Origin of the sequence: Flavobacterium ovatum (genome assembly GCF_040703125.1) — a bacterium.
GTDB classification, from domain to species: Bacteria; Bacteroidota; Bacteroidia; order Flavobacteriales; family Flavobacteriaceae; genus Flavobacterium; species Flavobacterium ovatum.
Window position 1 is genome coordinate 2,911,386 of the sequence record NZ_CP160035.1, and the last position, 14,947, is coordinate 2,926,332.

The window sequence follows — 14,947 nt, forward strand, 5'->3', positions numbered from 1 at the left end:
AAAACCATTAAAAAATTAAGTCTCAAAGAATCTTAATTTCTTAATGGTTTATAAAAAGTATATATTTTAAATACCTTCTAGCTATTTACTTTGGTATTTCTTTTTCTTCAAAATATCCGAAGCCGTTTGATAGTACGATATCGTTTCGTTGATTAAATCAGGACGTTCTTTAGTCAATGGTTTTTGATCGTAATACAATTGGAAATCGGATTCAACTCCAGCTTTAGGTTGTAAAACCAATCCGAATTGTTTTACTTGTTGTTTTGGCGAAATAATCGTTAATACATTATCTTTTAACAATCCTAAATCTTGGTAGGTAGCTATCAAAGCTCTTGGTTGGTAACCTGGATTAAACACGTCTTGTCCAAAAAACTTAGATTGATAATCAAAATGTAGCAAACCAAACAATGTAGGCATAATGTCAATTTGTGACATCACCTGAGTAAAATGCTGCGGCTCCACGAAACCAGGGCTGTAAATCATAGCTGGAATTCTATATTTATCAACAGGCAATTCTGTTTTTCCAGCGCTTGAAGCACAATGATCAGATACTATTACAAAAACTGTATTCTTGAACCAAGGTTGTTTTTGAGCCATTGCAAAGAATTTTTTAATCGCATAATCCGTGTATTTTACGCCACCTTCACGAGATTTTGCATCGCCAGGAATATCAATTTTCCCATTAGGATAGGTAAAAGGTCTGTGGTTAGAAACTGTCATCCAATGGTTGAAGAATGGTTTTCCTGTTTGTGCTTCGGCATTCATGGTTTTTATGGCTTTGTTTACCATATCTTCATCACATACGCCCCAAACATTAGAAAAAGTAATTTCTTCAGGTTTGAAGGTTTTTTTATCTACAATATCATAGCCATTTCCAGAAAAGAAATCTTCCATATTGTCAAAGAATGCATCACCACCGTAAAGGTATTTTACTTGATATCCTTTCGATTTAAAAACACTTCCGGTAGTAAATTTATTTTTATTGTCCTTGCGTTTCACCACACTTTCTCCTGCAGTAGGAGGTAAGCATAAAGTTACTGCTTCCAATCCACGTACTGTTCTGTTTCCAGACGCATAAAAATTGGTAAACAATAGACTTTTAGTAGCCAAATCATCTAGGAACGGAGTGATATTTTGGTCGTTGCCGTACATTTTCATAAAATCAGCACTATAACTTTCGATAGTAATCAAAACTACATTTTTATGAACCTCGGTACTATCAGACTGTATTGTTCTTGTTGAAGATAACTTTTGAAGACCAGGAATTTGTTTGTCCAACAAAGCATAAGCTTCATTTTCGGGCAACGTTTTATAGAATTTAAAGTAGTCCAACTCGCTATTCATAAACGCCAAGTAGAAACGGTACATTCCGTTTGCTTGTAACTCATTGGTAAATACATTGGTTGCATTTTCGGTTTTAGCTAAGTTCGGAATGCTCCAAAGTGCCAATCCAAATAAAGAAAAGTAAATTACTGTAAGTTTAATTTTTTCGAAAATAGAAGGGATTTTTTGTACATAAATTTTTGATTTTTTTACAACGAAATAAGTAATCGTTCCAGCGACCAAAAATAAGGCCGAAAAAATAGGAACAACAGGATAAGATTCCATGATATTTCCAATAACCTCATTGGTATAAACCAAATAATTCACTGCGATAAAATTGTATTTTACTCCAAATTCATTCCAGAAAAAGTACTCACTAATGGCGTTTTGCAGAATTAAAACTACAAATAAGAACATTACAAATGAAAATAACCAAAATCTAATTTTATCTCTTTTTCTAGGTAAAAACAGTAATAAACCAAACAAAAAAGTTTTGATTCCAACAAATGCCAAACCAATTTCTGGCAAGGCTCCACCATATTCTGTCAAAATTGATTTTCCTGAATAAATATAGGCCAAGAGCCCAATTAACAATCCAAAATGAATGTATCCATAAGGTTTTTGATATTTCCCATTAGAAATAAAAATAAGGTAAAGCCATAAAAAACCACTGGCTAAAATGAATACAAACACATCTGAAACTAGCCCTAACGTGAAAATTTTTGCAGTATCAAGAAACGAAAAGGAAGATTGTGTAATGGGGTGAAAAAGCAACACCAACCTAAGAATTACACTTATAACGACATAAAAAATGGTAAGCGTGTAAAACGGAGCTAATTTTTTGGAAAAATTCATACTTATTGTTTTGTTTGGCTGCAAAATTAACATTTTTAAAGAAATTCTGTTACTATAAAGGAATCCTTTTCTTAAAGTTGACTTAAGATGAGATTTAATTTACACCGTTTGGCTAGTTTTCTTTAAGTTTGTTGTGCAATGTTCCCTTAAAGAAGTATGATAAATGGCTATGAAAATTTTAATTGTAGAAGATGAATTAGGAATCATGCAGTTTTTGCAGCAAGGACTTGAGGAAGAAGGGTATCAAATAACTACCGCTTCTGATGGAATGGCTGGACTTGAATTGGCACAAAAAGAAAAATTCGATTTACTACTGCTAGATTGGATGCTTCCAAAAATGTCTGGATTAGAGCTCTGTAAAGCCTTTCGAGAAAAAGATAAAACAACTCCAATATTGTTTTTGACTGCCAAAGATACCATCCAGGAAACTATAGAAGGTTTGCAAGCAGGAGCAAATGATTATATCAAAAAACCATTTGATTTTGCCGAATTATTGGAACGTATCAATATTCATTTTCGAAATAAAAAAACAGAAACCCGATTGCAATTGGGTGAAATCGCCATCAATGTTGCCGATTATACTGTAACCAATGCTGGTCTGGAGGTTGCATTAACACAACGAGAATTTGAATTACTAAAGTTCTTGGTCATCAATAAAGGGAAAGTTTGCACGCGAAAACAAATTATTGAAGAAGTTTGGGACATCCATTTTAATTATGATACTGGTGTGATAGATGTTTTTATCAATGCAATCCGAAAAAAATTAAAACTAAAAGTAGAACAAGATTACATCAAAACTGTCCGTGGAGTAGGGTATACTGCGTCTGATGTATTGTGATAAATAATTAATTGCTCAATGAATAGTTATTAGTTTAGAAATTTTAATTTGTAAAATTATTATTTTTAGGTTCAAACATTAGTGTGAATTCGTGAAATTCGTGTCACCTTTTTATCTCACCAAAACTAGCGTCATCTTCGTCCCAATATGCACGAATAGCAGTAATAAAGTAAACAATTATGAAGCCACTTTCATTCAAAAATAAAATTGCGTTTTACTACATCATAACCACGGCAATCCTTGTTTTTGTGGTGTTTTTTTCGATTTATACCATAGTGAAAAACAATGTAAATGCGCATTTGAATAATGACATTCTCAAAGAAGTCAAAAATCACTTGAACGAAATCACCATCAAAGAAGGGAAGTTTTACTTAATACATTTCGAAGAATGGAAAGAGAGAGAGCATAATACGGTAGACGTAAACCCTGTTTTTATCGAATTCCTGAATCAAGATAAACAACTTATAGCTAAGTCTCCCAATCTCAAAAAGCACAAATTAGTTTTCGATGCCACTAAGCCCGATAATGATTTGTTTGATGCCGAATTGGTACATGCCAAAATCAGACAGATTCAAGTTCCTATTTTAGAAAAAGGAACAACCATTGGCTATTTGGTAATCGCCATGTCTCTTGAAGGGACTTTGGTAGTGCTCAACGATTTATCACATATTTTGATAGTTTCTTACCCTGTAATCTTATTGGTTTTATTTCTCATTGCGCGATTAATTGCGGGCAGGAGCATTCAACCCATCAACGCTATAATCAAAACTTCAGACAAAATAACCAAAGACAATCTGTCGGCACGCATTCCGTTGCCACACAATAAAGACGAACTATTTGTTCTTTCGGATACCATAAATAATTTATTGAATCGAATCGAAAATGCTGTAGAACGGGAAAAACAGTTTACCTCTGATGCTTCACATGAACTCCGAACACCGTTGACTGTTATTAAAGGAACACTTGAAGTACTTGTTAGAAAACCTAGAACAGAAGCAGAGTACCACGAAAAAATAAAGTATTGCATTGCCGAAGTAAATCGTCTGAATCAGCTGGTAGACCAACTCTTGCTCTTGGCTCGTTTTGAAAACCAAAAGCAATCAATCCATATTCAGCAACTCGACCTACTTCCAGTCATTGAGGAAATTGTTAACAGAAAAAATGCGGAAAGTCAATTGGACCGATTGAAAATAAACATCCAGACCACTGTCCCAACATTGGTGCAATCTGATGGGTATTTACTTTCGATTATTCTAAATAATATAATCTCCAATGCCTTAAAATATTCCAATAAAGACCAAAACGTATTAGTCGAAATCCATTCGATAAACCAAAAAATAGAATGTCATATCATCGATTCAGGAATTGGAATTCCACCAGCCGATTTAGAAAAAGTATTCCAGCCTTTCTTTCGTGCCAAAAATCATGACGGTAGCACCAACAAAGGAATAGGTTTGGGATTATCTATTGTGAAACGACTTAGTGATTTATTGCGAATAGCCATTGTGGTAGAAAGTATTGAAAACAAAGGAACAATCATAAAACTACGATTCAACTAACTTTACAAAAAAGTAAAACAATGCAAACAGATATAGCAAAAGAAGATAATTATCTAGATAACCATTATATTGATCGTAGCAACTGGTTGCGAGCCGCAGTGCTTGGTGCCAATGACGGCATTATTTCCATCTCCAGTCTTGCCATTGGTATTGCCGCTGCAAGTAGTACTCGCGAACCGATAGTTTTGGCAACAATTGCAGGCTTGGTGGCAGGCGCTTTATCTATGGCGGCAGGAGAGTACGTTTCAGTAAGTTCGCAAACAGATATTGAAAGTGCCGACATCGAAAGAGAACGAATTGAACTCGCAGAAATGCCAGAAATAGAGTTGCAACGTCTTGCCGATATTTACGAAAATCGAGGTTTAAAAAAAGAAACTGCCATGATTGTAGCAAAAGAATTAACTGCCAAAGACGCTCTCGCAGCTCACATACGAGACGAATTAGGTATAAATGAAATTAGTCAAGCAAACCCTATACAAGCCGCATTTGCTTCAGGCGCAGCTTTTACCATCGGCGGAATTTTACCGCTATTAGTCGTTCTTATTACTTCAGTCAAGGGTATGGAATATTGGCTTTATGGAGCAACAATCGTGTTCTTAATCATCCTCGGTACCTTATCTGCCAAAACCGGTGGTTCCAGTATTTACAAAGCCATCATCCGCATAACTATTTGGGGAACCATCGCCATGGGATTGTCGGCATTGGTAGGGTATGTCTTTGGAGTAAATGTATAATTAATGGGTAGTGTACTAAAAATAATTTGGGCGTGCCCCTCCCGTAACCCCGATAGCTATCGGGGACGGGTCAGGCTTTTCGTTCCAATCTTGTGGCGGCATAAATGCCCGCCGCCACAAGGATTTCCACTCCAATCCTTCACGCAACTTCAAGTAGTCAAAAAAGATTCTGATAGAAATATTAATCTTCTCCTAAGCAATCCTTAAGCCAATCTTAAGTCTGTTCTGTTTTTTATAAATTAGTTTTGTAGAACTAAATTAGAATAGAAATGTTAGAAAAAATTATTGCTTTTAGTCTCAAAAACAAACTGATTATAGGCCTAATGGTATTGGCTTTAGTCATTTGGGGAGTTTATTCCGTTAGAAATTTACCTATAGACGCCGTTCCCGACATCACAAACAATCAAGTTCAAATCATCACCACTTCACCAAGTAATGGAGCCGAAGACATCGAAAGGTTTGTAACATTTCCTGTCGAGCAAACGATGGCAACCATCAAAGGTATTGAAGAAGTACGTTCTTTTAGTCGTTTTGGACTATCGGTTGTAACGGTAGTTTTCAAAGAAGAAGTGGATGTTTATTGGGCAAGGCAACAAGTAAGTGAACGGTTAAACGATGCTATTAGTCAGATTCCACAGGGTATGGGAACACCATATATGGCTCCAGTAACAACAGGTCTGGGAGAGATTTACCAATATGTAATTCATGCAAAAAAAGGGTATGAGTCCAAATACAATGCTACCCAATTACGAACTTTTCAAGATTGGATTGTACGTCGTCAATTATTAGGTGTAGAAGGAATTGCTGATGTGAGTAGTTTTGGTGGGTTCCTAAAGCAATACGAAATAGCATTAAATCCAGATAAATTGCGAAGCATGAATATTAGCATCAAAGATGTTTTTGATGCTTTGTCCAAAAACAACCAAAATACAGGTGGTGCTTATATTGATAAAAATCCAAATGCTTATTTCATTCGATCAGAAGGATTAATCAAAAGTATTGATGATATCGAAAATATTGTTGTCAAAACCAATACTAATAGCGTTCCTGTCCTGATTCGTAATGTGGCCGAAGTACAAATAGGCGCAGCCACACGTTACGGCGCCATGACTAGAAATGATGAAGGTGAAGTAGTTGGAGGATTGGTATTGATGCTTAAAGGTGCAAATTCCTCAAAAGTGATTGAAAGTGTAAAAACGCGAATGGCACAAATTGAAAAAACATTACCCGAAGGTGTAGTTGTTGAGCCCTTTTTGGACCGAACGAAATTAGTCGATAGCGCCATCAAAACCGTGTCTACTAACTTATTGGAAGGTGCCTTAATCGTAATTTTTATTTTGGTTTTATTTCTAGGTAATTTAAGAGCAGGTTTGATTGTAGCCTCTGTCATTCCCTTAGCCTTGCTGTTCGCTATTTGTCTAATGAATTTGTTTGGTGTAGATGGTAATTTAATGAGTCTTGGCGCTCTCGATTTTGGGTTAATTGTCGATGGAGCCGTGATTATCATTGAAGCGACCATGCATTATTTATATGTCAAACACAAAGGTCAAGTCTTAACGCAATCTCAAATGGATGAAAGTGTATTGAGCAATGCACGTAAAATGATGAGTTCGGCAGCATTTGGACAAATCGTAATCTTAATTGTGTATTTACCAATTTTAGCCCTTGTTGGTATTGAAGGCAAAATGTTTCGTCCTATGGCGCAAACTGTTTCCTTTGCTATTTTAGGAGCTTTCATATTGTCTTTAACCTACGTTCCTGTAATGAGTTCGTTGTTCTTGAGCAAAAAAATAGCGCATAAAGAGAATATTTCGGACCGAATCATTCAAGCTATTCAAAGAGTGTACACGCCAATGCTGAATTTCGCATTACAATTTAAAATGCTAATTATCAGTATTGCTCTTGGTTTATTGGTAATTAGTGGAATTATTTTTACTTTTTTGGGTGCGGAATTTATCCCAACTTTAGACGAAGGTGATTTTGCAGTGGAGATGCGAGTACTTACAGGAAGTAGTTTATCCTACACAGTAGAGCAAGCACAAAAATCAGCAAAGGTTTTAAAGGATAACTTTCCTGAAGTAAAAGAAGTTATAGGGAAAATAGGGTCATCAGAAATTCCAACAGATCCTATGCCTGTGGAAGCTACTGATCTAATTATAACTTTGAAAGATAAAAGTGAATGGACAACAGCTGATAACAGAATTGATTTGGCAGAAAAAATGCAAACGAAATTAGAGCAAAGCATAGCTGGAGTAACCTATAGTTTTCAGCAGCCTATTCAAATGCGTTTCAACGAATTAATTTCAGGTGTAAAACAAGATGTTGCCATAAAAATCTATGGTGAAGATTTGAATAAATTAGCTCAATACGCCAAACATATTGGTAAAATTGCCAGTAAAATTGAAGGCGCTTCGGATATTTACGTGGAGCAAGTTTCGGGTTTACCACAAGTGGTAATTAAATTTCATAGAGATAAAATTGCGCAATTTGGTTTGAATATAGAAGATGTAAATACCGTTATACGTTCTGGTTTTGCAGGCGAAACAGCAGGATTGGTTTTTGAAGGCGAAAAGAAATTTGACTTAGTGGTTCGTTTAGATAATGAAAACCGTCAGAGTTTGGATGATGTTCGTAACTTATTTGTAACCGCACCAAATGGAAATCAAATTCCACTAGACCAAGTTGCAAGTATTGATTTTAAAGAAGGACCAAACCAGATTCAGAGAGAAGATGCCAAACGTAGAATAATTGTTGGGTTTAATGTTCGAGGTCGCGACGTAGAAAGTACCGTTATAGAAATTCAACAAAAAATCAACGAACAATTAAAATTTGATGTAGGCTATTATGCCACTTATGGTGGTACTTTTGAGAATTTAATTGCTGCCAAAGAGCGTTTGGCTGTGGCGGTTCCAGCTTCATTATTATTAATTTTTATATTGTTGTTTTTTGCTTTTGGTTCTATCAAACAAGCTACTTTAATTTTTACTGCTATACCGCTTTCTGCAATTGGGGGCATATTTGGGCTTTGGCTTCGAGGAATGCCTTTTAGTATTTCGGCAGGAGTTGGATTTATCGCTTTGTTTGGAGTGGCTGTTTTGAACGGTATTGTACTTATTGCCGAATTTAACGCACTCAAAAAAGAAGGAATGACCGATTTGAGAGCCATTGTTCTCAAAGGAACTACAGTTAGACTACGACCTGTAATTATGACGGCATTGGTAGCTTCCTTAGGCTTTTTGCCAATGGCATTGTCTCATGGCGCTGGTGGCGAAGTGCAAAAACCATTAGCAACTGTAGTCATTGGAGGGTTATTTACCGCAACGTTATTGACACTTTTGATTTTGCCAATTTTGTATATATGGTTCGAAAAATTTAATAAAAAAACGATGAAAACAAATGCAACAGTTGTTACAATAATTTTGTTGCTTACTGCCAATTTTGCCTCAGCACAAATACAATCATTAACTTTAAACCAAGCAATAGCACAAGGATTGCAGAACAATAAGGAAATTATCAATTCGCAGCTGGAAGTGGAATACCAACAACAACTGAAACGAGCGAGCATCAATATTTCAAAAACGCATTTTTCAGGGCAATTTGGGCAATTCAACAGCTATGTTAAAACGGATAATAGTTTTAGCGTTTCTCAAACGATACCGTTTCCAACAGTGTTTGCTGCCAATGCGTCTTTAGGGAACGCATTGATAAAAAGTAGTGAACTAAAAGCGAATATTACAAAAAGTGAATTGGTTTATCGTATTAGCCAAACCTATTCGAATTTACAATATTTATATACTAGAGAATCTCTTTTGCAAAAACAAGATAGCATTTATCAAGGTTTTGTAAAGTCGGCATCATTGCGTTATAAAACAGGGGAAAGTACTCAACTAGAGCAAAGTACTGCTGAAACCCAATTATACGAAACGCAAAATATTCTAAAGGAAAACAAGGCAAATGTTAATGTCTATTTATCGCAATTACAAACACTTTTAGGAAGCCAAGAAGCGATTGTAATAGCAGATAGAATACTTGTAGAACAATCTTTTTTAGATACAAATAAGGATAAAGCAATAGCTGAAAGCCCTATTTTAGCGTACGTTAATCAACAGGTAGAAGTAGCCGAAAAACAGAAAAAAGTAGAAACAGCCAAAGCACTACCAGATATTACTTTTGGTTATTTCAATCAATCGCTTATAGGTTCTCAAATTAATGCTACAAGTTCTGATTTGGCCACATCTAACAATCGTTTTCAGGGAATTAATTTAGGATTGTCGATTCCAATATTTTATGGTTCGTACAGCGCTAAAATAAAATCTGAAAGTACAAATCAAGAAATCGCTAGAATGAATCTAGAGAATAATGAAATTAGTTTGAAAGGGCAATATGCACAAGCGGGAATGGAGTTTCAAAAAAACAAAACCAGTTTGGAATATTATAAAAAATCGGGAGTGCCAAATGCTAATTTGATTTTGTCGAAAAGTCAATCGGCTTACAAAAATGGAGAAATCAGCTATTCCGAAAATCTTTTAAATTTAAGAACGGCCAACGGAATTCAGGAAAATTTCTTGTCAGCAATTTTACAATACAATCTAAGTATCGCACTTTTAGAACATCTTTCAGGAAAAACGAATTAAATAAAATCAACAGAACATGAAATCAATATATAAAGTAATATCCTTATTAATCGTAACTGCAATCGTAATTAGTTGTGGGAACAAAAACAAGGAGGAAACAGCAGTAGCTGAAGAGCCAGCTGTTGCTGCTAATATGGTAGAATTAACAGCGGAGCAGTACAAAACATCTAATATTCAATTTGGAGTAATTGAAGAAAAAGAATTAAGTGGCACCACCAAAGTCAACGGAATGCTCGATGTGCCTCCGCAAAATTTGGTTTCCGTTTCTGCACCTTTTGGTGGATTTGTAAAAAGCACGGAAATGCTTCAAGGTCTGAAGGTGAAAAAAGGGCAAGTAATCGCGATGATGCAAAATCCAGAATATGTACAACCACAACAGGATTATATCGATTACAAAAGTCAATTAAATTACCTGAAATTGGAGTATGAGCGTCAACAAGAATTAGCTAAAGAAAACGTGAATGCCCAAAAAACGCTGCAAAAATCCAAATCGGACTATGACAGTATGAAAGCAAGAGTGTTGGGCTTAAAAACTAAGCTTCAGTTGATGAATGTTAACATGGCAAGTTTAGAGAAAGGGAATATTCAGAGTGTACTTCCACTATATTCGTCTATAAATGGTTATGTTACGCAAGTGAATACCAATGTGGGTGCCTTTGTAACACCTACAGATGTGTTGTTTAAAATTGCTGATACAGAACATTTACACGCTGAATTGACCGTTTTTGAAAAAGATGTTCCTAAGCTTAAGATTGGTCAAAAAGTTCGTTTTACCTTGGCTAATGAAAGTAAGGAACGAATGGCAACGGTTCATTTGGTTGGGAAAGAAATAAGTCAAGAGAGAACCGTTCAAATTCATTGTCATTTAGACCAAGAAGACACTCATTTGTTACCTGGAATGTTTTTAAAAGCTTTGGTTGAAAGTGGGAGTAACAAAGTGCCTGCAGTAATTTCAAAAGCTATTGTCGAATTCGAAGGGAATAAATATATTTTTATTGCAGAAAAGAATACGTCAAAAGAAAGTGGAGTAACCCAATACAAAATGGTGCAAATAAAAGCTGGAGTTTCGGAACTGAATTATACCGAACTTATTTTTGATACTCCAAAGGATTGGCAAAACTGGAAAGTAGTTACTACTGGTGCTTATGATTTACTTTCGAAAATGAAAAACAGCGAGGAAGAGGAATAAAACAATTGAATTATTGGTATGGAAAATACAACTTTAAAACAACAATGTTCACCAAGTGATGAAAAAGGAAGTAGTTGTTGCACAACAGATGAAAAAATAACTTTCAATACAAAGCATCGACATAATGACGATGATGGTCATAATCATGGTGGTGATGATGAAAACGAATCTACTTTCATAAAATACCTACCTGCATCCATTAGTTTTATGCTTTTGGTTTCAGGAATCATTTTTGAACAAACGGATAGAGGTTTTTTTAAGTATCCAATTAATTTAATTTGGTTCGGAATCGCTTATGTTTTTGTTGGACTTCCAGTAAATATTCAAGCTTTAAAACAAATCAAAAAAGGAAATTTCTTCTCAGAATTCTTCTTAATGTCTATTGCTACAATTGGAGCTTTTTTTATTGGGCAATATTCTGAAGGAGTGGCTGTAATGTTATTTTACGCTGTTGGCGAGTTGTTTCAAGATGCAGCAGTAAACAATGCTAAACGAAGTATAAAAGCCTTGCTAGACGTTCGACCTGACACGGTAAATGTTTTTCGAAAGGGAGAATTAAAAACTATTAATCCTTTTGAAGTAGCTATTGGCGAAACAATTCAAGTGCGTGCAGGAGAAAAAGTAGCCTTAGATGGAATATTGATTTCAGATAGTGCTTCCTTCAATACAGCTGCGCTTACGGGCGAAAGCAAACCTGATACCAAGAAAAAAGAAGAAGTTGTTCTAGCAGGAATGATAAACTTAAATTCAGTTGCGGAAATAAAGGTAACTACGCTTTTTAAAGATAGCAAACTGTCTAAAATTCTCGAAATGGTACAAGATGCCACGGCTCGAAAATCAAAAACGCAATTGTTTATTTCTAAATTCGCAAAAATCTATACACCAATTGTAGTGTATTTAGCCATTGCAATTGTAATAGTTCCCTACTTTTTTGAACAAAATTATGTGTTTTCAGATTGGTTGTATCGTGCTTTGGTTTTCTTAGTTATCTCTTGCCCTTGCGCCTTGGTTATTTCGATTCCACTAGGTTATTTTGGTGGAATAGGTTTGGCTTCACGAAACGGAATACTTTTCAAAGGAAGTAATTTTTTGGATGTAATGACTACAATCACAGCAGTGGTCATGGACAAAACAGGAACCTTAACCAAAGGTGTATTTAAAGTTCAAAAGGTGGTTGCTCAAAATTATGATGAAGAAGAATTAATCCAACTTACAGCAGCTTTAGAAAGTAAATCTACACATCCTATTGCCATTGCAGTTGTGCAATACGCAGCTGATTCTTATAGTAATGTGACAATTGGGCAGGTTGAAGAAATTGCAGGCCATGGACTAAAAGGAATAGTAAACGGAAAAGAAGTTCTAGCAGGGAATGTCAAATTACTCAAAAAGTTTAATATTGAGTATGACTCAGCAATTGAAACTGTTGATGACACAATTGTAGTCGTGGCTGTAAACAATGTTTACGCAGGATACATCACTATTGCCGATGAAATCAAAGAAGATGCACTCCAAACTATAAAATCATTACATCAATTAGGTATAAAAACAGTTATGCTTTCGGGTGACAAACAGACTGTAGTAGATAAAGTTGCAAAAACTTTGGGAATTGATACTGCTTTCGGGAATTTATTACCTGAGGATAAGGTCGAAAAAGTACAGGAACTCAAGAATCAGAATTACAAAATTGCTTTTGTTGGAGATGGAGTAAATGATGCGCTGGTCATTGCTTTAGCAGATGCTGGTATTGCCATGGGAGGATTAGGAAGTGACGCTACGATTGAAACAGCTGATATTGTGATTCAAAACGACCAACCTAGAAAAATACCAATTGCAATTCAAATTGGGAAAGAAACCCGAAAAATTGTAATTCAAAATATAAGTTTTGCTTTTGCTGTTAAAGTGATTGTTCTTTCACTAGGGGCAGGTGGACTTGCAACATTATGGGAAGCTGTTTTTGCAGATGTAGGTGTGGCCTTATTGGCGATTTTGAATGCCGTTAGAATTCAGAAGATGAAGTTTTAGTTATTACAAACAGTCTTCATTACAGTATAAAACGCAATTGAATAGCATAAAAAAACAATAAAATGGATTATTATTTTTCGTACCAAAAAAAACTATTCTATATTTGAATTCAGAATAAATTATTGAGACACTTTTACAATTAATAGAACATAATATGAACGACGCACATTTGCATTTAATGGTCAACCATTTTCCAATCGTTGGAGTGGTATTTGGTTTTGGGATTTTAATTTCAGGCATCTATTTTCGAAATAACGGAATAAAAAACACGGCCTATTCGGTATTTATAGTTGCTGCCATCGCGGCTTTTTTGAGTATGTACACTGGAGAAGGAGCAGAAGAATTAGTCGAAGATATGCCAAATATCGGACATCAAATCATTCACGAACATGAGGAGTATGCAGAGAAATTGGCATTAATTCTATACGCAATGGGACTTTTGTCTATTTATGGTTTTTATTTGAATGTAAAAACGCATGCCAAAGCAAGGTTATTATCAATTATTATTTTGGTTATTGCAGGAGTGGCTCTTGTTTTTGCATTGAAAACGGGCAAATCTGGAGGTGAAGTGAGACATACAGAAATTCGTGATACTACAACGGTGTCAATTCCTGTACAAAGTCCTGACGGGGATTAAATTATTGTTTTAAAATAAAATAAAAATTGCTTATTTTTAAAATAAAAAGTATATTTGCAATCGAAATAAAGTAGTTAATTTTACAAAATATGTTATCAAATCAAGTACATCATCATCATTCTCATTTTTGCTCTCAAGCGATGTGTTAATGGTATGCGTGTAATCATCATATTAAAAAACCCGTTTGAGTACATCAAACGGGTTTTTCATTGTGTGTTAAGTCCTTTGTACTCAAGCACATTAAATAAAATATAAAAAAAACAAAACAATGAGTACGTTAAAAATTGCAATTCAAAAATCAGGTAGATTAAACGAAGAAAGTATTCAAATCCTTAAAGATGCGGGGATTTCTATCAACAACGGTATTGACCAATTAAAGGCAGAAGCTTCTAATTTCCCTTTGGAAGTGTTGTATTTACGAAATTCAGATATTCCTCAATATTTGATTGATGGAGTAGTAGATATCGCTATTGTTGGTGATAATTTATTGGTTGAAAAAGGAAAAGATATTGAAGTTATCCAAAAGTTAGGATTTTCAAAATGTAAAGTTTCGATTGCAGTTCCTAAAGCTTTCGAATATAATTCTATTCAAGATTTGAACGGATTGCGTGTTGCAACTTCGTATCCAAATACAGTAATTGATTTTTGTAATTCGAAAGGAGTGTCTGTTGATATTCACCAAATTTCGGGGTCAGTAGAAATTGCTCCAAATATCGGTTTAGCAGATGCTATTGTAGATATCGTTTCTAGCGGAAGTACTTTGTTTAAAAACAATTTGAAAGAAGTAGAGGTGATTTTCAAAAGTGAAGCAGTTTTGGCGGTTTCTCCAAAAGTTTCTCCTGAATCTCAAAAAATCATTGATACTTTAAAATTCAGAATCGAATCTGTTCTAAGAGCGCGTAAATCAAAATACATTTTGATGAACGTACCGAATGATAAAATTGAAGCGATCAGCAGTATTCTTCCAGTTTTGAAAAGTGCAACGGTAATGCCATTGGCTCAAGAAGGTTGGAGTAGTGTGCACACGGTAATTGATAAAGATACTTTTTGGGAAGTAATCGACCAATTGAAAGAAGCTGGTGCCGAAGGAATTTTGGTTTGTCCAATTGAGAAAATGGTGCTTTAAATAAGTTAGAAATTAGAGGGTAGAAGTTAG

Annotated in this window: 9 protein-coding genes; 8 read left to right on the forward strand and 1 reads right to left on the reverse strand. The window is 35.1% G+C overall.

Going from position 1 to position 14,947, the window contains the following annotated elements; genetic code table 11:
* Positions 1-81: 81 nt before the first annotated feature.
* Entirely contained in the window at positions 82-2,178 is a 2,097-nt protein-coding gene (locus ABZP37_RS12290) for a sulfatase-like hydrolase/transferase (protein WP_366183398.1), read from the reverse strand.
* 169 nt (positions 2,179-2,347) lie between these two features.
* Between ABZP37_RS12290 and ABZP37_RS12295 the strand changes: the two genes are divergently transcribed.
* From ABZP37_RS12295 to hisG, 8 genes are all read left to right on the forward strand, one after another.
* Positions 2,348-3,016 (forward strand): response regulator transcription factor, encoded by a 669-nt coding sequence (locus tag ABZP37_RS12295; RefSeq protein ID WP_366183400.1) that lies wholly within the window; start codon positions 2,348-2,350, stop codon positions 3,014-3,016.
* Positions 3,017-3,195: 179 nt separating this feature from the next.
* Positions 3,196-4,575: a HAMP domain-containing sensor histidine kinase gene (locus ABZP37_RS12300; protein ID WP_366183402.1), complete on the forward strand. Its 1,380-nt coding sequence runs from the start codon at positions 3,196-3,198 to the stop codon at positions 4,573-4,575.
* Between the two features lie 20 nt (positions 4,576-4,595).
* On the forward strand, positions 4,596-5,309 hold the full coding sequence (locus tag ABZP37_RS12305; protein ID WP_366183404.1) for a VIT family protein: 714 nt from the start codon (positions 4,596-4,598) through the stop codon (positions 5,307-5,309).
* A gap of 269 nt (positions 5,310-5,578) precedes the next feature.
* Entirely contained in the window at positions 5,579-9,943 is a 4,365-nt protein-coding gene (locus ABZP37_RS12310; RefSeq protein ID WP_366183406.1) for a CusA/CzcA family heavy metal efflux RND transporter, read from the forward strand.
* Between the two features lie 16 nt (positions 9,944-9,959).
* Positions 9,960-11,132, forward strand: coding sequence for an efflux RND transporter periplasmic adaptor subunit (locus ABZP37_RS12315; RefSeq protein WP_366183408.1), 1,173 nt, complete (start codon positions 9,960-9,962; stop codon positions 11,130-11,132).
* Between the two features lie 18 nt (positions 11,133-11,150).
* The gene (locus ABZP37_RS12320; RefSeq protein WP_366183410.1) at positions 11,151-13,154 is read left to right on the forward strand and encodes a heavy metal translocating P-type ATPase; all 2,004 of its coding nucleotides are present in this window, start codon (positions 11,151-11,153) and stop codon (positions 13,152-13,154) included.
* Between the two features lie 154 nt (positions 13,155-13,308).
* On the forward strand, positions 13,309-13,791 hold the full coding sequence (locus tag ABZP37_RS12325) for a hypothetical protein (RefSeq protein WP_366183411.1): 483 nt from the start codon (positions 13,309-13,311) through the stop codon (positions 13,789-13,791).
* Between the two features lie 268 nt (positions 13,792-14,059).
* A complete protein-coding gene (gene hisG / locus ABZP37_RS12330) occupies positions 14,060-14,917 on the forward strand; it encodes an ATP phosphoribosyltransferase (protein ID WP_366183413.1) in 858 nt (285 codons plus the stop codon).
* The last annotated feature ends 30 nt before the right edge of the window (positions 14,918-14,947 follow it).

What these genes read in the sequence shown, in the direction of transcription:
- ABZP37_RS12290 (WP_366183398.1), bottom strand. Translation starts at nt 2,178, where the DNA reads ATGAATTTTTCCAAAAAATTAGCTCCGTTTTACACGCTTACCATTTTT.
- ABZP37_RS12295 (WP_366183400.1), top strand. Translation starts at nt 2,348, where the DNA reads ATGAAAATTTTAATTGTAGAAGATGAATTAGGAATCATGCAGTTTTTG.
- ABZP37_RS12300 (WP_366183402.1), top strand. Translation starts at nt 3,196, where the DNA reads ATGAAGCCACTTTCATTCAAAAATAAAATTGCGTTTTACTACATCATA.
- ABZP37_RS12305 (WP_366183404.1), top strand. Translation starts at nt 4,596, where the DNA reads ATGCAAACAGATATAGCAAAAGAAGATAATTATCTAGATAACCATTAT.
- ABZP37_RS12310 (WP_366183406.1), top strand. Translation starts at nt 5,579, where the DNA reads ATGTTAGAAAAAATTATTGCTTTTAGTCTCAAAAACAAACTGATTATA.
- ABZP37_RS12315 (WP_366183408.1), top strand. Translation starts at nt 9,960, where the DNA reads ATGAAATCAATATATAAAGTAATATCCTTATTAATCGTAACTGCAATC.
- ABZP37_RS12320 (WP_366183410.1), top strand. Translation starts at nt 11,151, where the DNA reads ATGGAAAATACAACTTTAAAACAACAATGTTCACCAAGTGATGAAAAA.
- ABZP37_RS12325 (WP_366183411.1), top strand. Translation starts at nt 13,309, where the DNA reads ATGAACGACGCACATTTGCATTTAATGGTCAACCATTTTCCAATCGTT.
- hisG (WP_366183413.1), top strand. Translation starts at nt 14,060, where the DNA reads ATGAGTACGTTAAAAATTGCAATTCAAAAATCAGGTAGATTAAACGAA.